Origin of the sequence: Mangrovactinospora gilvigrisea (assembly GCF_001879105.1) — a bacterium.
Classification (GTDB): Bacteria; Actinomycetota; Actinomycetes; order Streptomycetales; family Streptomycetaceae; genus Mangrovactinospora; species Mangrovactinospora gilvigrisea.
This window is the reverse complement of the sequence record NZ_MLCF01000041.1, coordinates 50361-70055: the sequence shown is the minus strand read 5'-3', so window position 1 is coordinate 70055 and position 19695 is coordinate 50361. Positions and strand designations below refer to the sequence as shown.

The following is a 19695-nucleotide window of genomic DNA, read 5'->3' as shown; positions in this document are numbered from 1 at the left end:
AGTCTTGATCACCCGCGCCCGCGCGGCGGAGCCGCAAATCCAATGCGGGGCGCTCGGTCTCTTTGTGTCAGTCGGATGTGGTGGGATGGGGGTTGGCACAAGGGGGAGTTCATCGTGGGCAGGGAGTCCGGGACCGATCGGGTGTTGCGGCTGCTGCTCTCCGCAGCACCCGCGGAGGCGACACCCGCGCTGCGGGCCCGGTTGGCGAGCGCGTCCGCCGTGCAGTGGCCGGAGAAGCTGCCGCCGCCCGCGGCGGCGCCCGCCGGGTCGGTCGACGTCCACGCGCACCGGCCGGCCCGCAGCCTGCCGCGCACCGCGGCCGGGTTGGACGCGCTGGCGGCCCGCCACCTCGCCGGCGCCGCGCCCGACCGCTGGCGGGCCCTGCACGACGCGCTGCCCACCCATCGCGGCACCCTCCCCGAGCTACTGGAACGCCTCGCCGAGCTGCCCGTCGGCGACAAGCCCGCGCCCACCCCCGGCAACGCCCTCGGCGTCCTCGCCGAGCTGCTCGACCGCGTCCCGGTCGGCACCGCGCTCGCCGCGCTGCCCGCGCTCCCCGAGGCGGCCGTGCGCGCCGCGCTCACCGGGCGGGCGCCCGCGCCCGCCCTCGCCGAGGCCGTCGCCGACCGCGGCGACGGACGCTCCCGGATCGCCCTCGCCGACAACTCCCGCACCGACGCCCGCCTGCTGCGGGTGCTCGTCGCCGCCGGCGACCCCGCCGTCAACGCCTCCGTCTGGCGCCACCAGCGCACCACCCAGGCGCTGCGCCGCACGATCATCGCCGCGCACCCCGGCGTCCCCCTCCATCCGGCGCTGCGCAGCCGCCTGCTGGAGGAGAACAACGACCGCCGCGACAACGCCCCGCTGCTCGCCGCCACCGATCCCGAGCTGCTGGCCCGCGGCCTCGCCGCCACCGATTCCCGCGTCTCGGTGCAGGCCTGGGCGCTCGACCGGCTCCGCGAGCGGCACGGCGCCGAGGCGGCCCGCGCGGTCGCCGCCGAGCGCTGCGCCCGCAAGGTCGGCCTCGCCCTGCGGAGCGACGACCCGGCCGAACTCCGCGCCCTCGTCGACGACTACGCCGATCCGCGCCGCCTCCCCGCGCTGCTCGCCCGGCACCGCAGCACCCGGGCCGTGCAGTCCTACTTCGAGGAGCCCTACGCGATCGACGGCGCGCTGCTCGTCGCGGCGCACCGGGAGCGGCCGTTCGCCGTCCACGCCTCCGCCGAGCTGGTCCGCCACGAGGCCGTCGACGACGAGCAGCGGGAGGTCTTCCGCCTCTCCCTGGTCAACGACCACTGGCAGACGGACGCGCCGGGCGGCGCCTTCCGCGTCCTGGTGCCGCCCGAGCAGCGGCTCGCCGAGGAGGCCGTGCACGCGGGCGCCGACATCGACGGGTGGGCGCGCGCCGCCCAGCGCGCCGGGCTGCTCACCGCCGGGCGGCTGCTGCGGCTGGCGCACCCCGTCGGGCCCGCGGCGGAGGCCCTGCTCGGCCTGGCGGACCGCCAGGGCCGGCTGCCCGCCGACGCGGCCGAGCCGCTGGGCGCCCTCATCGCGGAGCACCTCGCCGGGCACCCGGACGCCTGGACGGTGCTGGTCACCCTCGCCGACAGCTTCGCCGGGACGCTCACCGAGCTGGTCGCCACGGCCGGCGCCGCCTCCGGCCCCCGCCCCGAGGGCGACGCGGACGCCGGGCTGACGCCGCCTCAGGCGGCCGCGCCGGCCGATCCGGAGGCGCCCGAGGAGCCGAACACCCCGCTGGAGCGGGCCGCCGCGTCCGCCGTCCATCTGCTGCGCGAGCTGGCCGCGGGCGAGGACGCAGCCCCGCCTCCGCTCCCCCGCGACGACACCGCGCTGGTCGCCTTCCTGGCCCGCACCGAGCGGGCGGACCTGCCCGGCCTCGCCGTCCCCGCGTGGCTCTCCGCCGCCTGCCGCGACGCCGGCCTGCCCGATCCGGCCGAGGAGCTGCCCCCGCCGGACGAGGACGCCCTCCTGGAGGCCGCCCTCGACGACCGCTGGCGGGCGTGGCAGCCCGTCACCGCGCTCTACCTCGCCGGGCTCATACCGTCGGCCACGGCCGCCGCGGCGGTGCCGGCCCGCAACGCCTATCTGGCCCGCGGCGCGCAGGGCCCGGCCGCTCGGGCGGTCGACCGGCTGGTCGGCAGCACCCTCGCCTCGGCGATCGACGGCGCCGAGCGGGAGGGCGCCGACGCGGACCAGCAGCTGCGGCTCGCCGGGCGCCGCGCGGCCGCCCAGTACCTCTCCGAGCTGCTGGGCAACCTCCACCACGGCGACCGGATGCTGGAGTTCTTCGAGCGCTACCAGAAGAAGGAGCTGAAGCTCGCCGGGCCGACGGAGGAGCTGCTGGAGCGCTCCTACTCCCGCTACCAGCGCAGCGACCTGCTGCGGGTGGCCGCCGCGGCGCCCGCGGGGACGGCGGAGCTGCTGGTCCCCGCGCTGGATGTCGAGGAGCGGGTCGCCCTCGCCTCGCACCTGGCGCGGATCGCCCCGGTGCCGCACGCCCCGCTGTCCGCGCTGCTGCGGGAGCGCGATCCGGAGGTGCTGGCACGACTCGCGGAGCTCGCCCCCGACCTGGACGAGCGCTCGCAGGCGATGCTTCTCGAGCTGCGGCACACCCCGCTCGCCGCGGCGCTCGCGCTGGACGGCGCGCGGTCCGTCCCCGGCCCCGACGACCGGGACGCGGCGCTCGCCGGGCTCGCCCGGCTCTCCGGCCGGGAGCGGCCGCTCACCCAACTCACCGCGGTGCTGCGGCTGCTGCTCGCGGCCGGTCCGGAGGCGGTGGCGGCGGAGCTGCCGGCCGCGCGGCTGCGTCCGGCGGCGGCGGAGGCCTGCCGGGAGGTGCTGGCCGCGGACGAGCCGGCGCTGGAGCTGACGACACGGGTGGCGCGCGAGCGCCGGCTGGGGCGCCCCTACGACAGCGGAGCCTGGCTACACGCCGAGACGGCCGCCGTCCGCCTCGACGACGCCCTGGCCACCGGCTATCCGACGGCGGAGCGGCTGCTGGCGCGCGAGCCGGCGGCGCTGCTGCTGCGCTACCTCGACTCGGCCGCCCGCCGCGAGGACGCGCCCAAGGGCGCGGAGGAGCTGCGGGAGGCGGCGTCCGCGCTGGTCCGCCAGGCGATCGCGGCCGACGCGGGCTGCTTCGCGCGGGCGGTCCGGCGCCTCGCCCATCGCGACGCGGACTGGCGCAAGCGGGCCCACAGGGCGACGCTCGCGCAGGTCCTGGCGTAGGGGCCGCGGGGCGGCAACCGGCAGGCGGCTCCGGCGCGTGGGCGCGAGTGACCACCCCTCAGCCGCGACGTAGACACCCTCACAAGGAGAGCGCACATGACGGTCGTGACCGCACCCCCGCCCCGGGTCGACACCGGGGCCGAGGGCGAGACCCGCGCGGCACTGCGCGTCCTGCTCTCCGCCGCGCCCGCGGACGTGCCCGTCGTCGCCGAGCGCATCGGCGTGGCCGCCCGCGCGCTGGGCCCCGGCCCCCTCACGCCGACCGCGGATCCCGCCCGCCGCGCCGCCGCGCGGGAGGCGCTGCGGGCCGGCCTCGCCGCCGGGACGGCGGGCCCGGCGCTGGCCGCGCTGGCGCGCGCCGCCCGCACCGCCGGGGTGCTCGACGACCTGCTCGCGCTCGGCGTGCTCGATCGCGTCGCGCCGGCCCGCACCGCGGCGGCGCTGCTGGCGGGCGGTCCGGCCGTCCAACCCGCGCCGGGGCTGCCGGAGCTGATCGGACGTCATCTGGGCGAGGAGCCCGCCCGCTGGCACGCCGTCCACGCCGCGCTCCCCCGCTGGACGGGCACGCTGGCCGCGCTGCTCACCGAGGCCGCGCCGCCGGCCGTCGAGGACGTGGACGCCGCCCCGCGGACCGTGCACGCCGCCTACCGCGGCCTGCTCGACCACGCCCCGTCCGCGGCGGCGGCCGCCGCCGGGCTCGCCCGGCTGACGGAGCCGCGGACGGCCGCCGCGGTGCTGGGCCGCGGCGCCGTCCCCGCGGTGCTCGCCGCGGCGGCGGCCGCCGCCGCGGACCCGGTCGGGCCGGTGGTGCGGGTCGCGCTCGCCGCCAACACCGCGGCGTCCCCGGCCCAGCTGAGGGCGCTGCTGGGCGAGGCGGACGAGCCCGCGGTGGCCGCGGCCGTCTACCGCAATCCGTCCGCCACCTTCACCCTGCGGCACCGCATCGCCAAGGCGGCGTCCGCGCCCGGCCGGCAACCGCTGGACGCCGGGCTCCGCGCCGAGCTGCTCGCCCTGCCGTTCCCGTCGGCCCGGCACACCACGCTGCTGGCGCCCTTCCTGGGCAGCGGGGACGCCGAGCTGACGGCGGCGGCGCTGCCCGTCCGCAGCCGGGCCGCCGTCCAGACGTATGCGCTGCTGGCGGTCTGGGAGCGGCACGGCACGGCGGCCGCCCAGCGGATCGTGGCGCGCGCCGAGGCGGCCGGCCATCTGCGGCTGCGCACCCTCCAGGACATGACGCTCTACCTCGGCCGGGAGCCGGAGCAGATCGCGGCCGCGCTGCGCCGCACCCGCGCCCGGTTCGCCTCGTCGGCGGAGGCGGCGCGCCGGCTGCACAGCCCGCGCGGGGTGCGGGAGCCGTTCGAGCTGCGGCCGGAGGCGCTGGTCAAGGCGCACTGCGAGTGGTCGTTCGACCCGCGGACGGCGGCGGTGCTGGCCCGCCACGAGGACGCCACAGAGGAGCAGCGGGCGGTCTTCCTCACCACGGCCCGGCGCGGCCGCTACGCGTCGTACATGCCGGGCGTGGAGTCCTATCTGCGGCAGGGCCTCTCCAGCGGCACGCTGACGGCCCGCCATGTGCTGGAGCGGACGACGCCGGCCCGCTCGGCGCTGCGGGCGCTGGACGCGCTGCCGAAGGGCCGGGAGCTGGTGGCGGACGCGCTGGGCGCGCTGGTTGAGGCCCATCTGGCGGGCCGTCCCGAGGCGTGGGCGGTGGCGGCGCAGCTGCTGCCGGAGTTCACCGGGTCGATCGCCGAACTGGCGGCACTCGCCGGTCAGGTCGCGGAGTAGCCGCGCGGGGCGCCGCGGGCCGGGGGGTGCCCTCCGGCGGGGGCGGTGTGCCACGATGGATGGCGATCCGGGGACGCCGCTACGCGGCGCCACGAGACGACACAACAGGAGTACCCCCATGTCTGCACCGCAGCCCGCGGCTGCCCCCAAGCCGCTGTTCGTCGGCGACCAGGGCCGCCGGCTCACCATCCGCGACCTCGCCCGCGCCAAGCGCCGGGGCGAGCACTGGCCGATGCTCACCGCGTACGACGCGTACACCGCCGGTGTCTTCGACGAGGCCGGCATCCCCGTCCTGCTGGTCGGCGACAGCAGCGCCGACAACCACCTGGGCTACGACTCGACGGTGCCGGTGACGCTGGACGAGCTGATCATGCTGGGCCGCGCGGTGGTGCGCGGCACGAAGCGCTCGCTGATCGTCTCGGACCTGCCGTTCGGCTCCTACGAGGAGTCGCCGGAGCAGGCCCTCCGGACGGCGGTGCGGCTGATGAAGGAGGTGGGCTGCGGGGCCGTCAAGCTGGAGGGCGGGGTGCGGTCCGCCGCGCAGATCGAGAAGATCGTGACGGCCGGGATCCCGGTGATGGCGCACCTCGGCTACACGCCGCAGTCGGTGAACGGCTTCGGCGGCCCGATGGTCGCCGGCCGCGGCGCGGACGCCGCCAAGCGGCTGCGGGAGGACGCGGAGGCCGTGCAGGAGGCGGGCGCGTTCGCCGTCGTCCTGGAGGTGGTCCCGGCGCCGCTGGCCGAGGAGTTGACCGCTTCGCTGGAGATCCCGACGGTGGGGATCGGCGCGGGGGCGGGGACCGACGGGCAGGTGCTCGTCTGGACGGACTTCGCGGGGATGACGCCGGGCCGGACGCCGAGCTTCGTGAAGAAGTACGCGGACCTCAGGGGCGTGCTCGGGGACGCGGCGCGTGCGTTCGGGCGCGACGTGGTCGGCGGGGCCTACCCGGATGCGGAGCACAGCTTCAGCTGACGGTCGCGTCCGGCGCCCCGATGCCCCGATGCCCCGGCACGCTTTCCCGGGCTTCGCCTGGCAGGACGCGTGCCGGGGCGCCCCTTCGGCCCGGCCGGGCTGCGAGGATGGGGGGATGAGTACGCGGAGTGCAACGCGCATCAGCCCGATCTTTCTGGCCGTGGTGGGCGTCTTCGCCCTGACCGGGGCGATCCTGTGGTTCGTGGTGGACGGCACGACGTCCAATCCCGGGGGGATCGGGCTGGCGGTGTTCTTCTTCACCGTCTCCGGGTGGGTGGTCTCGCTCTGCCTCCACGAGTACGCCCACGCCCGGGTCGCCTACGCCTCCGGCGACCGATCCGTCGCGCTGCGCGGCTATCTGACGCTGGATCCGCGGCGGTACGTCAACCCGCTCTACTCGATCGTCCTGCCAGTGATCTTCGTGATCCTGGGCGGCATCGGCCTGCCCGGCGGAGCGGTCTACGTCCAGCCGGGCGACATCCGCGGACGGTGGCGCAACAGCCTGGTGTCGCTCGTCGGCCCGGCGACCAACGCGCTCTTCGCCGCGGCGATGCTGGTACCGATCGGGCTGACCGGCGACGCCATCCCAGCCGCGTTCCGCTCGGCGCTGGCGTTCCTGGGGCTGCTGCAGATCAGCGCGACGATCCTCAACCTGATCCCGGTGCCCGGCCTGGACGGCTACGGCGTGATCGAGCCGTGGCTGCCGCACGAGCTGCGCCGCTCGGTCGCGCAGGTGGCCCCGTACGCGCTGATCATCGTCTTCGGCCTGCTGTGGATCCCGAGCATCAACAGCGTCTTCTTCAGCGGCGTCTACGGGGTGTTCGGCTGGTTCGGCGCCGACCCCTACCTCGCCGAGGTAGGCCGCCAGCTCTTCCGCTTCTGGCAGTTCCGCTGACCGCCGGCTGATCCGGACGCACTCCCTGTCGCGGGCCTTCCCTTCCCTACCGCCGAGTTCTACTGTGCGGTAAGTACGGTCCAGGGCGCCCAGACCAGGGAGACGACATGCCCAACGTCCCGACCGCAGAACCCCGTTCGGCCCCGGCCGAGACACCCGCCCCGGCCGCGGCGCCGGTGCGGCACGTACGGGCCGCGGTCATCGGCACCGGATTCGCCGGACTGGCCGCCGGGCACCGCCTCGCCGAGGCCGGCATCCACGACTTCCTGCTGCTGGAGCGCGCCGACGACGTCGGCGGCACCTGGCGCGACAACACCTATCCGGGGTGCGCCTGCGACGTCCCCTCGCACCTCTACGCGTTCTCCTTCGCGCCCAACCCCCGCTGGCCGGAGAGCTTCTCCACCCAGCCGGAGATCCAGCAGTACCTCCGGGAGTGCACCGACCGCCTCGGGCTGCGCGACCGCATCCGGTTCCGCACCGAGGCGCGCTCGGCCGACTGGGACGCGGTCGCCGGGCACTGGCGGCTCACCACCGGAAACCCGGAACTGCCGGCGCTCACCGCGGACTTCCTGATATCCGCGTGCGGCCCGCTCTCCGACCCGGCGCTGCCGGACATCCCCGGCCTCGACACCTTCCCCGGCCCGGTCTTCCACTCCTCCCGGTGGGACCACGACTTCGACCCCGCCGGCCGCCGGGTCGCCGTGGTCGGCACCGGCGCCTCGGCGATCCAGATCGTCCCCGGCATCCAGCCGAAGGCCGAGCGGCTGACGCTCTTCCAGCGCACCCCCGCCTGGATCATGCCGCGCCTCAACCACTCCATCGGCGGCGCCCGGCAGCGCCTCTACAACGCGCTCCCGGCGGCCCGGCTCGCCACCCGGCTCGGCATCTGGACGGCCCGCGAGGCCTACGTCCCCGCCTTCACCCGCAACCCGCGGATGATGCGGGCCGGCGAGCGGCTCGCCCTGGCCCATCTGCACCACCACATCAAGGATCCCGGGCTGCGGGCGAAGCTGACGCCCGATTACACCCTGGGCTGCAAGCGGGTGCTGCTCTCGGACGACTTCTATCCGGCGATCGCCGCGGACAACGCCGAACTGGTCGCCTCCGGCCTCGCCAAGGTCGACGGCGGGCGGCTGATCGCCTCCGACGGCACCGTCCACGAGGCCGACGCGCTGATCTTCGCCACCGGCTTCCACGCCACCGAGCCGCCGGCCGCCGCCGGCACCACCGGCCTCGACGGCCGCACCCTCTCCGAGGTCTGGCGCGAGCAGGGCATGCGCGCGCTGCGCGGCACCGCCGTCGCCGGCTTCCCCAACATGTTTCTGCTCATCGGCCCCAACACCGGCCTGGGGCACAGCTCGATGGTGCAGATCATCGAGTCCCAGCTGAACCTGGTGATGGACGCGGTGCGCCGCAGCGAGGCCCTCGGCGGCGCGCCGCTGCACCCGCGCGCCGACGCCCAGGACCGCTGGAACCGCGGGTTGCAGCGCAGCATGGAGCGCACCGTCTGGTCCACCGGCGGCTGCCGCAGCTGGTACCAGGACAGCACCGGCCGCAACACCACGCTGTGGCCGCGCAGCACCGTCGCCTTCCGGCTCGCCACCCGGCGGGCCCGCGCCGCTGAGTTCCGCCCCGAGCCGACCGGACGGCCCGAGGTGCGGCAGGTCGCCTCCACCGACGGCGTCCGGCTCCATGTCGAGGTGCACGCCGACGCCTGCCCGCCGGACGCGCCCACCGTGCTGCTGGTGCACGGCTGGTGCTGCTCCACGCTCTTCTGGCGGCACGTCGTCCGCCGGCTCCGCCGCGACTACCGGGTGGTCGCCTACGACCTGCGCGGCCACGGCCGCAGCAGCCGGCCCGAGGACCGGCGCACCGGCTACAGCACCCGGGCTCTCGCCGACGACCTCGAGGCCGTCGTGCTGGCGACCGTCCCGGACGGGCAGCGGGCCGTGCTCGCCGGGCACTCGATGGGCAGCATGACGCTGCTGGCCGCCGCCGACCGGCCCGCGGTGCGGGAGCGGACGGCGGCCGCGCTGCTCACCTCCACCGGCGCGCACCGGCTGCTCAAGGAGAGCACGGTGCTGCCCGCCTTCCTGGGCCGGGCGCGGGCCCGCGCCACCGACCTGGTGCTGGGCGCGCGGGCCCCGATGGGCCCGGTGACCGGGCTCGGCAGCCGGGTGCTCGCCTGGGGGATCCTCGGCCGGGACGCCGGCAGCGCTGCGGCGGAGATGTCGGCGCGGGTGGTGCACGCCTGTCCGACGGACGTCCGGGTGGCGTGGTCGAAGGTGCTGGCGACGCTCGATCTGCGGGACGGCGCGGGGAAGCTGGACGTCCCCACCCGGGTGCTGGTCGGCACCGACGACCGGCTGACGCCGCAGATCCACGCGCGGCGGCTGGAGGCCGCGCTGCCGGACTGCACCGGGCTGACCGTGCTGCCCGGCGCCGGGCACATGACGCCGATCGAGCGGCCGGACGAGGTGGCGGGCGCGATCCGCGAACTGGCCGGACAGGTGGGACTCGTGGGACCAACGGGAGGTGCGGAGTGACGGGCAGTCCGCTCAACAACCGGGTGATCGCGGTGACGGGCGCCGCGCGGGGCGTCGGGCAGCACCTCGCGGAGGCGCTGGCCGCGCGGGGCGCGCGGATCGCCCTCGTCGGGCTGGAGCCGGACCGGCTGAAGTCGGTCGCCGAGCGGTGCGGCCCGGACGCGACGGCGTGGGACGCCGATGTGACGGACCGGGCGCGGATGGCCGAGGTCGCGGAGGAGATCGCCGCGCGGTACGGGCGGGTGGACGCGGCCGTCGCCAACGCGGGCGTGGCGATGGGCGGGCCGTTCGTGGAGTCCGACGCGGCGGCGTTCGAGCGGACGCTCCAGGTGAACCTCGTCGGATCGACGATCACGGCGCGGGCGTTCCTGCCGCATCTGCTGGCCACCCGCGGCTATCTGCTGCAGATCGCGTCGCTGGCGGCGCTGACGCCGGCGCCGCTGATGACGGCGTACTGCGCGAGCAAGGCGGGCGTCGAGGCGTTCGCGCACGCGCTGCGGGCGGAGGTGGGGCACCGCGGGGTGGGCGTCGGGGTGGCGTACCTGACGTGGACCGACACCGAGATGGTGCGCGGCGCGGATCGCGACGAGGCGCTGCGGATGATGCGGTCGCGGCTGCCGTGGCCGCTGAACCGGACGTATCCGGTGGGGCCGGCGGCGCAGCGGATCGCGGACGGGGTGGAGCGGCGGGCGGCACACGTCTACGGGCAGTGGTGGCTGCGCGGGCTGCAGCCGCTGCGCGGGGCGATACCGGCGGTGACGGCGCTGGGGGCGCCCCGCGAGATGCGGCGCGTCGACGCGCTGGCGACTGACGCCGCCTCCCGCGGCCTGGTCGGAGCGGGCGGCGCCGCGGCCGAGCAGTAGCGCGCCGCGCGGTGCCCTCTTCGCCTCCGCCTCCTCCCCCGGACTCCGTCCGGGGGGGACCCCCTCCGGCACTCCATCCGGATCGCTGCGGCGTCCGCGGTCCGCGGGGCCGGGGCGGAGGCGTCAGGCCGAGGCCCGGCGGGACCTGCGCACCTGGAAGAGGGCCAGGTTCGAGCCGAGGCCGGCGATCAGGATCCAGACGATGCCCAGCGGCCAGTCGCCCGCCGTGAAGGACACCACCGCGGCCACGACCGCGACCACGCACAGCGCCAGGACCACCCACGTCATGCTCTTCATGGGCGCAATCCTCTCAGACCGCCCCCGCTCAGATGTCGGTGACCCTCAGCCCCGCGTGCGCCTTGTAGCGGCGGTTGACCGAGATGAGGTTGGCGACCAGCGCCTCCACCTGGTGCGCGTTCCGCAGCCGCCCCGCGAAGACCCCGCGCATCCCCGGGATGCGCGCGGCGAGCGCCTGCACCGCGTCCGTGTCGGCGCGCTTCTCGCCGAGCACCAGCACATCCGTCGGGATCTCCCCGACGCCGCCGTCCAGCATCAGCACCGCGGAGATGTGGTGGAACGCCGCCGTCACCCGCGACTCCGGCAGCAGCGCCGCGGCCTGCTCCGCCGCGCTGCCGTCCGCGGGCTTCAGCGCGTACGCGCCGCGCTTGTCGAAGCCCAGCGGGTTGACGCAGTTGATCACCAGCTTCCCCGCCAGCTCCTCGCGCAGCGCGGCCAGCAGCTCGCCGTGGCCCTCCCACGGGACCGCGACGATCACCGCGTCGCTCCGCCGCGCGCACTCCGCGTTGTCCGCGCCGACCGCGCCGTGGCCGATCTCCTCCGCGGCGGCCGCCGCCCGCTCCGCCGCGCGCGAGCCGATCACCACCCGCTGCCCCGCCGCGGCGAGCCGCGCGGCGAGGCCCCGGCCCTGCGGGCCCGTCCCGCCGAGCACCCCGACCACCAGGCCGGACACGTCCGGCAGCTCCCAGGGGTCCTTCACCGGCGGCTTCTCACTCGTCGTCATGCCCCGATCCTGCCATCCCGCACATGGGGAACCGCGTCCACCGCCTCCCAGGGGGTAGGGAGTCGGGCATGGAGGGGCGTCAGGATGCCGTGCCGACGCGGCCGTTGACCGTGGTCCTGCTGGGGGCGCTGGACACCCGGGCCGCCGAGATCCGCTGGCTGCGGGACCGGCTGCACGCGTCCGGGCTGGACACCGTGGTGATGGACGTGGGCGTGCTGGGCGTGCCCGGGATGCCGGTGGAGGTCTCCCGCCGGCGGGTCGCCGAGGAGGCCGGCGCCGCGCTCCCGGCGCTGGCCTGGACCCGCAACCGCCGGGCCGCGGACGCCGCGATGGGCACCGGCGCGGCCCGGCTGCTGGTGCGCATCCACGACTCCGGCGGGCTGGACGGGGCGCTGGCGGTGGGCGGGCGCCGCGGCGCCGCGCTCGCCGCCCGCGCGCTGGCGGCGCTGCCGACGGGCGTGCCGAAGATGGTGGTGGCCTGCGGGCCGGACGGCATCGCGGCCGGCGCCGCGGCGGACGCGACGCGCGGTGCGGACGTGGTGATCGTGCCCTCCGCGGTGGATCCGGCCCGCCCCGGCACCCGCGGCCGGGAGGCGACCCGGGTGCTGTCCGGCGCGGCGGCAGCGCTCGCCGGGATGGTCCGGGCCCGCGGCGGGCTCCGTCCGGCCGCCGCGGGGCAGCGGGTGCCGCGGGCGGCGCGCCCGGCGGTCCGCCCGGCGGTGGCGGTGAGTTCGGGCGTCACGGTGATCGCCTGTGTGACGGAGGCGCGGGCCGCGCTGGCCCGCCGCGGCGCGGAGGCGGTGTCGGCCCCGTCCGGGGCGGTGCTGGAGGCGCTGGTGCGGCAGGGCGCGGCGGCCGCGGTGCTGGACGCGGCGACCGGCGACGTGGCGGCGGAGGTGCTGCTCGGCGAGGGCGCGTCCGCCTCGGGACGCGGCCCCGGCCGGCTCACCGCGGCCGGCGAGCGGGGGCTGCCGCGGGTGGTGGCGCCGGGCGGGCTGGACGCCGCCGAGCTGGGCCCGGCCGCCGAGCTGCCGCGCGGCCTCGACGGGCATCTGCGCTATCCGCTGACGCCCCGTCTGACGCTGGTGCGGCTGCGTCCGGCGGAGGCCGCCGAGGCGGGCCGGCTGCTGGGCGCCCGGGTGGCGGCCGGCTCGGGGCGGGCGGCGGTCTTCCTGCCGCTGGGCGGGGTCTCGGCGCTCTCGACGGCGGACGGCCCGTTCCGCGACCCGGCCGCCGACCGGGCGCTCTTCGCGGGCATCCGGGCCGCGCTGAGGGGCACCGGGGTGGAGGTGGTGGAGATGCGCACGGACGTCAACCACCCCGCGTTCGGCGAGGCGATGGCCGAGAAGGTGGTGCAGCTGATGGAGCGGGCCCCGGCCTGACCGGGGCCCGGCTCAGCTGCCGAACGCCGGCAGGTCGCGGAACTGCGGGTCCACCGCGGAGGTGGTGATCAGGTGCGCCAGCACCCGCCGCACCACGGTGAGCGGATGGTCCGGGAACTCCTCGTCGTACTCGTAGGAGTCGGCCTCGTTGAAGGGCAGCGCCCCGCGCAGGCCGGGCTGGTAGGGGTGGTCCTGGAAGAGCCCCATCGGGTTGCCCGAGCGGGCGGCGACGGTGGCCTCGCGCATGCCCGTCACGCCCTGCTCCGGCGCCTCGATCTTCAGCACCGCGCTGCACCGGTCGCGCGGCAGCACCAGCACGCCGCCGAAGAGCAGCCCGTGGCCGGGCCCGCCGGGCAGCGGCTGCTTGGCGACCATCCGGACCGCCCGGACGCCGTCCACCACCGCCTGGTCGGCCTCGATCAGGCAGCCGGAGGAGGCGTAGCGCTGCGCCATGGCGGGCCGCAGCAGGTGGATGTCGTCGGGGGACGCCGGCAGGTCCGGAACGGCCGCGTAGTAGTGCGCCGAGATGGTGTGGCCGTAGGGCGTCACCCACGCCCCGAGGACGTCCGGGGCGCCGCCGAAGGCGGCCGGGTCGGCCGGCCGCAGGCCCGTGGTGTCGATGAACACCGGCTGCGGGCGCTGCGGTTGCTGGGGGGCTTGGGGGTGCGGCAGCATGCCCCGCACCCTACCGACTCAATCCGCGTCGTCGGCGCGCCGGTCCTGTGCGTCCCAGGCCTCGTTGCGCTTCTCGGCGGTCTCCAGGGCGTGCGCGGCCTCCTCGCGGGAGGCGTAGGGGCCGAGCCGGTCGGCGGCGCGGCACTCCGGGCCCTCCTCCACCTTGTGGTGCCGGACGCAGTAGTACCACTCGCCGGGTTGCCCGACGGGGTCGGTCGCCTTCCTGCGGAAGATCGGCACGGCGGTCTCCTCTCCTTCGTTTCCCGTGTTGCGTCGACGGTGCTCCGTCGCTGCCAGTCTGCCCAGGGCCGCGCCGCCGGGCGCGCGGAGAACCGTAGACTCGGCCGCATGGCTCCTCTCGTTCCCGGCACCCTCACTCCCACTCGTCCCGTTCCGGCGCACATTCCGCGTCCGGAGTACGTGGGCAGGAAGGCCCCGACGCCGTACACCGGCCCCGAGGTGCAGTCGGCGGAGACGATCGAGAAGATGCGGGACGCCTCGCGGATCGCCGCGCGGGCGATGGAGGAGGCGGCCAAGCACATCGCGCCGGGCGTGACGACGGACGAGCTGGACCGGGTGGCGCACGAGTACATGTGCGACCACGACGCCTACCCGTCCGACCTGGGCTACCGGGGCTTCCCCAAGTCCATCTGCACCTCGCTCAACGAGGTGATCTGCCACGGCATCCCGGACTCCACGGTGATGCGGGACGGCGACATCGTGAACCTGGACGTCACCGCGTTCATCCACGGGGTGCACGGGGACACCAACGCCACCTACTTCGTCGGCGACGTCGACGAGGAGTCGAAGCTGCTGGTGGAGCGGACCCGGGAGTCGCTCAACCGGGCGATCAAGGCGGTCCGGCCGGGGCGGCAGATCAATGTCATCGGACGGGTGATCGAGTCGTACGCCAAGCGGTTCGGCTACGGCGTGGTGCGGGACTTCACCGGTCACGGCATCAACGAGTCCTTCCACTCCGGCCTGATCATCCCGCACTACGACGACCCGCGGGCCGATCTGGAGATCCAGCCCGGCATGACGTTCACCATCGAGCCGATGCTGACGCTGGGCACCTACGAGTGGGACCAGTGGGAGGACGGCTGGACGACGGTCACCAAGGACCGCCGCCGCACCGCCCAGTTCGAGCACACCCTGGTCGTCACCGACACCGGCACGGAGATCCTCACCCTGCCGTGAGTTCCTCCTCCGGCTCCTCGGAGGCGTCCAGCTCCTCCCAGACCTCCGCGATGGCCGCCAGCACCCGCACCGGGTCGGGCGGCGCCGCGCCCGCGACGGGCGCCCGGAACCAGGAAACCGCCGCCCCGGACATGTGTCGGGACGGCGGCAGCAGGACGTAGCTCCCCCGGCAGTGCCAGCGCAGGCCGGGATGCTCGTCGACGGTCTCGGGGTGGCAGTCGAGCTCGCAGGGCCACCACTCGTCCTCGTCGATCGCGGCCCGGCTCGCGGTGAAGAACTGGTAGCGGTCCGGCTCGGTGATGGCCACCGGACCCGCCTCCGGCGCGTCCGCGGCGATCCGGGTCAGCGCGGCGCGCCCGATCGGCCCGGGTACGTCCAGCACGTCGTGGGTGATGCCGGTGGCCGCGACGAAGTTCGCCTCCGGGTCGGCGGCGAGCCACCGCTCCAGATGCGCGGGGTCGTCGGAGGCCTGCGTCTGCCAGCCGAAGGAGACCGGGTGCGCGGCGGGCGTCGGGCAGCCGACGCGGTCGCAGGAGCAGCCGTAGCCGAGGGGGTGCGCGGCGGGGGCGATCAGCAGCCCCGCGGCCTGCGCCGCGGCCAGCAGCCGGGCCCGCTCCTCGGGCCCCGGCCCCGCGCTGTCCGGGGCGGACCGGCGGCGCGGCAGGAGCCGGCTGACGGTGCGCACGGGTTCACGGAGAGGCCGCAGGGGCAGTTGGGGAAGCCGCATCGAACTCCTCTGGCGTGAGCGGGGATCCCCCCATCATCCTCCACCCGCCGCCCGCGATGCACCGTGGTCCGTCGGATTCCACCGGAATCCGTCACGGTTCCGTCATTCGCCGCCGGTTCCGGACTCCCGTTCGGCGAGGAACTGCTCGAACTCGGCGGCCAGTTCGTCGCCGGTGGGAAGCTCGTCGGTGCCGTCCAGCAGCAGGTTGCCGCGGGCCGCGCCGCGCTCGAAGGCGTCGTACTGCTCCTCCAGGGCCGCGACGACCTCCTGCACCTGGCCGGATTCCGCGACCTGCTCCTCGATCTCCTCGCGGGCCTTCTCCTCGCAGGCGCGCAGCTCGCCGACCGGGAGCCGCAGCCCGGAGAGCCGGGAGACGTGCTCCAGCGCGGAGACCGCGGCCGTCGGGTACTCGGAGCGGGCCAGGTAGTGCGGGACGTGGACGGCGACGCCGGCCGCGTCGTGCCCGGAGCGGCCCAGGCTGTACTCGATGAGATTGTCGACGCTCGCCGGGACCTCGAGGCGCTCCTCCATCGGCTGGTGGCCGGCGAGCAGTTCGGGGCGGGTGGCGTGCAGGGTGGCGCCGGTGGGCCGGGTGTGCGGGACGCCCATCGGGATGCCGTGCAGGCCGACGGTGAGGCGCACGCCGAGCCGCTCCACCAGGTGGCGGACGGCGCCGGAGAAGCGGTTCCACTGCCAGTCCGGCTCGGGGCCGGTGAGCAGCAGGTACGGGTTGTCGTCGAGGTCGTGCAGGAGGTGCAGCTCGATCGCGTGGGGCTCGTAGTCCTCGAAGCGGTCGCCGTCGAAGACCATGGTGGGCCGGCGGGCCCGGTGGTCGACCAGCGCGTCGGCGTCGAAGGTGGCGATGAGCAGCCCGTCGTCGGAGGCGAGCAGGTGCTCGGTGGCGAGCACGCCCGCGTTGCCGGCGTCCATGTATCCGGTGAGGTGGTGGATCAGAACGGGGCCGCGTCCGTCGGGGGCACGCAGGACGAGCCGCTCGGGCGCGGACTTGAGCTCGTACAGCTCCTCGGGATTCGCCACAGCGATCGCTGCCTTCCTGACGTCACTGCTTGCAACTGCATTGCACTGTCATGGTGGACAACGCCCGAGGGGCCCCGCCTCTTCCCGTTTCCGGGGGAATTCCCGCGAGCGGACGGCGATTCCCGGCCAGCGGTCCCGCAAAATGATCGATCGATCATTCTGTCGAAGTTATTGACGTTCGATCACTATGGTTCCTAGATTCTGCTGCCGTGACGCATCCCACACCACGCCGCGCCGTGCTCCTCGGCGGTACCGCGCTGGCGGCCGCCGCAGCCGTCCCCTTCGCCCTCGCCGCCCCCGCGGGCGCCGCATCGGCCTCGTCGGCCTCGTCGGCCTCGCCCGCCTCGTCCGCCGCTTCCGGCGCGGACGACTTCGCCGCCGGGCGCGCCCAGTGGCTCGGCATGCTGGTCGGCTCCGGGTGGGACCCGGGGAATCCGGCCCTCGCCGCCGCGCTCCAGCAGATTGAGACCGCGGCCACCGCGGCCCGCGCCAAGCTGGTCCCCGCCGGGCAGCGCACCACCAGCCTCTTCAGCGACGTCACCATCCCCGCCGACCACTCCAGCTCCAGCCCGGTGAGCACCACGGCCGCCCGCCTCAAGGCCCTCGCCCTCGGCTGGGCCACCCCGGGCACCGCTACTCACGGGGACGCCGGGCTGCTCGCCGACATCGCCGACGGCCTGGACTGGTTCACCGCCAACCCCTACGCCACCGGCGTCACCGAGTGGGCCAACTGGTTCGACTGGGAGATCGGCGTCCCGCTCGCCCTCAACGACGCCGTCCTGCTGATCTTCGGCTCCGCCGAGGCGACCGCCGACCGGGTCGCCCAATGGATCGCGCCCGAGCGGCACTTCGTCCCCTCCGTCCCGCTCACCGGCACCAAGGGCGCCGCCGCCAACCGCGTCAACCTCTGCGACGCCGTCCTCGGCCGCGCGCTGCTCACCGAGGACGCCGACGAGACCGCGGCGGCGATCTCCGCCCTGGAGGGTGTCCTCGTCTACAAGGACGGCACCACGGCCGCCGACTACACCCGGGACGGCTTCTACTCCGACGGCTCCTTCACCCAGCACATCTGGTTCCCCTACGCCGCCGGCTACGGCTCGTCGCTCTTCACCTCGCTCGCCAACATCCTGGGCCGGGCGGCCGGCACCCGGTGGGCCGTCACCGACCCGATCATCGCCCAGTGGGTGCACCGCTCCTTCGAGCCGCTCTTCTGGCGCGGCGCCATCATGGACATGACGGCGGGACGGGACGTCTCCTTCGCCACCTACAGCGACCTCGGCAGCGGACGCGCCATCAACCGCTCCATCCTGATGCTGCTCTCCGGCCTCTCCGACGCCGACCGCCCGTCGGTCGCCGCCTTCGTCAAGCGCAACCTGCTGGACGCCGACGGCACCACGCCCCCGACCGGCTGGCCGATCCCCGCGATCGTCGCCGCCGACGCGCTGCTCGCCGACGCCTCCACCGCCCCGCGCGGACCGCTCGCCGAGTCCCATGTCTTCGGCGTGATGGACCGCGCCGTGCACCGCACCGCCGACTGGGCCGTCGGCATCGCCATGAACTCCCCGCGCATCGCCGGCTACGAGACCGGCAACAACGAGAACCTGCGCGGCTGGTACACCGGCGACGGCATGACCTACCTCTACACCGACAACCAGCAGTACGGCGGCGGCTACTGGTGCACCGTCAACCCCTACCGGCTGCCCGGCACCACCGTGGACACCGCGCCGCGCCAGCTGGTCAACATCCCCTGGGCCACCGAGTACCGCAACCCCGAGCCGTGGGTCGGCGGCGCCGCCCTGGACGCGGACTCCGTGGCCGCCGTCGGGATGCGGCTCAAGGCCGACGACTCGGCGCTGACCTGCACCAAGTCCTGGTTCTGCCTGCCCGATCGGGTCGTCGCGCTGGGCGCCGGCATCACCGACCCGGGCGGCCCCGGCGCCGTCACCACGGTCGAGCACCGCCGGCTCACCGGCTCGGCGGCCGGCGAGAGCGCGGCGCTGCTCGTCGACGGGACCCGCCTGGTCCCCGGCGACGGCGACAGCGCGGCCCCCGACGGGGTGCGCTGGGCGCATCTGGAGGGCACCGCCGGCTATGTCTTCCCGCGGCCCGTGACGCTGCACGCGCTGCGCGAGACCCGCACCGGCGCCTACACCGACATCGACCACGGCTCGACGGGCACCGGGGGCCCGAGCTACACCAACCGCTTCCTGACGCTCCATCTGGACCACGGCGCCGATGCGGAGAACGCCTCCTACGCCTACGTCCTGCTGCCGGGCGCGAGCGCGCGGCGCACCGCGGACGAGGCCCGCGACCCGTCGACGTCGGTGGTCGCCAACACGCCCGAGGTGCAGGCCGTCCGCGACGCCCGCGCGGGTGTGCTCGCCGCCAACGTCTTCGCGGCGGGCGGCGGTTCGGCGGACGGCGGCTTCGCCCGGCTGCGCTCGGAGGGGCCGCTCAGCGCGGTGCTCCGCAAGACGGGCGCGACCGCCCGGGTCGCCGTCTCCGACCCCACCCAGACCGCCGACACGGTGACGCTCGACGTCCTGGGCCACTGGACGCGCGTGACCGAGGCGCAGGGCATCACGGCCCGGCGGATACCGGGCGGCCTCCGCCTGACAGCCACCACCGAGTCCGCGGCCGGCGCCCCCCGAACGGCCACGCTCGGGTAGCAACCGCCCCCCTACGACGCCTTCGCCCTCTTCCCCACCACCGCAACCCGCAAAGCGTCGACATCAGTAAGCGTCCCGCTGCCGTCCGGCGGGTAGAGCCACGTCCGCCCCCAACGGGTCGCGCCCGGCATCGGGCACTCCAGCACATCGCCGTGCGACGCCACGGACGAGGCGGGGACGTCGAACTCCAACCACCGCTTCGCCGTGCCCGGCGGCACCAGGAACTTCAACTCGCCGCCCGGGCTCGACTCCAGCACCGGCCCCACCGCGGCCCCCGCGCGCTGGAGCTGCTCGATCGCCTCAGTGCCGACCGAGTTCGACAACCCGACAACATCGAACAGTCTTCCCGCCGGGAGCTGCGACCGGCCGTCGCCCGCCCAGTCGGCAAGGATCAGGCCAGGCTGCTCGCTGGCGCTCATCAGCCAGGAGGTGCCCTTGGTCTGGTCCGGGAGATAGGTCATGTCGTACCTCCAGCTGGGGCAGCGCGCGGCCGGCGCACCTCCCCCTGGGGGCGGCACGGCTGCGAATCCGCGCTGCCCCCGGCGGCGCCCCGCACGGGGGCACGGCACCGGCTGATCGCCGCCATGGTCCGTGGGATTCCATGGTCCGGCTGTTGTTCCGTTCCACCGCATAGACTCGCACGGACGGGGCGCGCGTGGTGAGCCTCGGGACGAA

Annotated in this window: 16 protein-coding genes; 9 read left to right on the top strand and 7 right to left on the bottom strand. The window is 75.8% G+C overall.

All coding sequences use genetic code 11. The annotated features are described in order from the left end of the window. Positions 1–114: 114 nt before the first annotated feature. The 6 genes from BIV57_RS25045 to BIV57_RS08875 all read left to right on the top strand — a co-directional run bounded on the left by BIV57_RS25045 (position 115) and on the right by BIV57_RS08875 (position 10311). Positions 115–3249: a hypothetical protein gene (locus tag BIV57_RS25045; RefSeq protein ID WP_175548704.1), complete on the top strand. Its 3135-nt coding sequence runs from the start codon at positions 115–117 to the stop codon at positions 3247–3249. A 96-nt stretch (positions 3250–3345) separates the two neighbouring features. Beyond that, the gene (locus BIV57_RS08895; RefSeq protein ID WP_071656140.1) at positions 3346–5034 is read left to right on the top strand and encodes a hypothetical protein; all 1689 of its coding nucleotides are present in this window, start codon (positions 3346–3348) and stop codon (positions 5032–5034) included. A 118-nt stretch (positions 5035–5152) separates the two neighbouring features. Continuing rightward, complete coding sequence (gene panB / locus BIV57_RS08890; protein ID WP_071656139.1) at positions 5153–6007, top strand: 3-methyl-2-oxobutanoate hydroxymethyltransferase; 855 nt, start codon at positions 5153–5155, stop codon at positions 6005–6007. A gap of 115 nt (positions 6008–6122) precedes the next feature. Beyond that, complete coding sequence (locus BIV57_RS08885; RefSeq protein ID WP_071656138.1) at positions 6123–6902, top strand: site-2 protease family protein; 780 nt, start codon at positions 6123–6125, stop codon at positions 6900–6902. A 107-nt stretch (positions 6903–7009) separates the two neighbouring features. Next, positions 7010–9448 carry an alpha/beta fold hydrolase gene (locus BIV57_RS08880; protein ID WP_071656137.1) on the top strand — a complete coding sequence of 813 codons (2439 nt, stop codon included), beginning with the start codon at positions 7010–7012 and terminating at the stop codon, positions 9446–9448. Continuing rightward, a complete protein-coding gene (locus BIV57_RS08875; RefSeq protein WP_071656136.1) occupies positions 9445–10311 on the top strand; it encodes an SDR family oxidoreductase in 867 nt (288 codons plus the stop codon). The genes BIV57_RS08880 and BIV57_RS08875 overlap by 4 nt, the downstream gene beginning before the upstream one ends. Positions 10312–10434: 123 nt before the next feature. Here BIV57_RS08875 and BIV57_RS25040 read toward each other — a convergent pair whose 3' ends face one another. Both BIV57_RS25040 and npdG read right to left on the bottom strand, forming a co-directional pair. After that, the gene (locus tag BIV57_RS25040; RefSeq protein WP_175548703.1) at positions 10435–10608 is read right to left on the bottom strand and encodes a hypothetical protein; all 174 of its coding nucleotides are present in this window, start codon (positions 10606–10608) and stop codon (positions 10435–10437) included. 28 nt (positions 10609–10636) lie between these two features. Continuing rightward, on the bottom strand, positions 10637–11332 hold the full coding sequence (npdG, locus tag BIV57_RS08870; RefSeq protein ID WP_071656135.1) for an NADPH-dependent F420 reductase: 696 nt from the start codon (positions 11330–11332) through the stop codon (positions 10637–10639). 68 nt (positions 11333–11400) lie between these two features. Here npdG and BIV57_RS08865 point away from each other — a divergent pair, with 68 nt between their 5' ends. Further along, on the top strand, positions 11401–12714 hold the full coding sequence (locus BIV57_RS08865; RefSeq protein WP_071656134.1) for a Tm-1-like ATP-binding domain-containing protein: 1314 nt from the start codon (positions 11401–11403) through the stop codon (positions 12712–12714). 12 nt (positions 12715–12726) lie between these two features. Here BIV57_RS08865 and BIV57_RS08860 read toward each other — a convergent pair whose 3' ends face one another. Then, positions 12727–13389, bottom strand: a complete 663-nt coding sequence (locus tag BIV57_RS08860; RefSeq protein ID WP_079170157.1) for a hypothetical protein — start codon at positions 13387–13389, stop codon at positions 12727–12729. Positions 13390–13407: 18 nt separating this feature from the next. Next, positions 13408–13629, bottom strand: a complete 222-nt coding sequence (locus BIV57_RS08855; protein ID WP_071656133.1) for a hypothetical protein — start codon at positions 13627–13629, stop codon at positions 13408–13410. 108 nt (positions 13630–13737) lie between these two features. On the opposite strand from BIV57_RS08855, the gene map reads away from it, so the two are divergent. Further along, positions 13738–14586 (top strand): type I methionyl aminopeptidase, encoded by an 849-nt coding sequence (map, locus tag BIV57_RS08850; RefSeq protein WP_071656132.1) that lies wholly within the window; start codon positions 13738–13740, stop codon positions 14584–14586. On the opposite strand, the gene BIV57_RS08845 is transcribed toward map, so the two are convergent. Together BIV57_RS08845 and BIV57_RS08840 are read right to left on the bottom strand one after the other, a co-directional pair. Further along, positions 14573–15271, bottom strand: coding sequence for a bifunctional DNA primase/polymerase (locus BIV57_RS08845; RefSeq protein WP_245797488.1), 699 nt, complete (start codon positions 15269–15271; stop codon positions 14573–14575). The two genes, map and BIV57_RS08845, sit on opposite strands and share 14 nt — an antisense overlap. 144 nt (positions 15272–15415) lie before the next feature. Then, on the bottom strand, positions 15416–16351 hold the full coding sequence (locus BIV57_RS08840; RefSeq protein WP_079170155.1) for a proteasome assembly chaperone family protein: 936 nt from the start codon (positions 16349–16351) through the stop codon (positions 15416–15418). 209 nt (positions 16352–16560) lie between these two features. On the opposite strand from BIV57_RS08840, the gene BIV57_RS08835 reads away from it, so the two are divergent. Then, positions 16561–19020, top strand: a complete 2460-nt coding sequence (locus tag BIV57_RS08835; RefSeq protein WP_139275557.1) for a polysaccharide lyase 8 family protein — start codon at positions 16561–16563, stop codon at positions 19018–19020. 11 nt (positions 19021–19031) lie between these two features. Here the strand turns inward: BIV57_RS08835 and BIV57_RS08830 are convergent, their stop codons facing one another. Beyond that, on the bottom strand, positions 19032–19481 hold the full coding sequence (locus tag BIV57_RS08830) for a hypothetical protein (protein WP_071656130.1): 450 nt from the start codon (positions 19479–19481) through the stop codon (positions 19032–19034). Between the last annotated feature and the right edge of the window lie 214 nt (positions 19482–19695).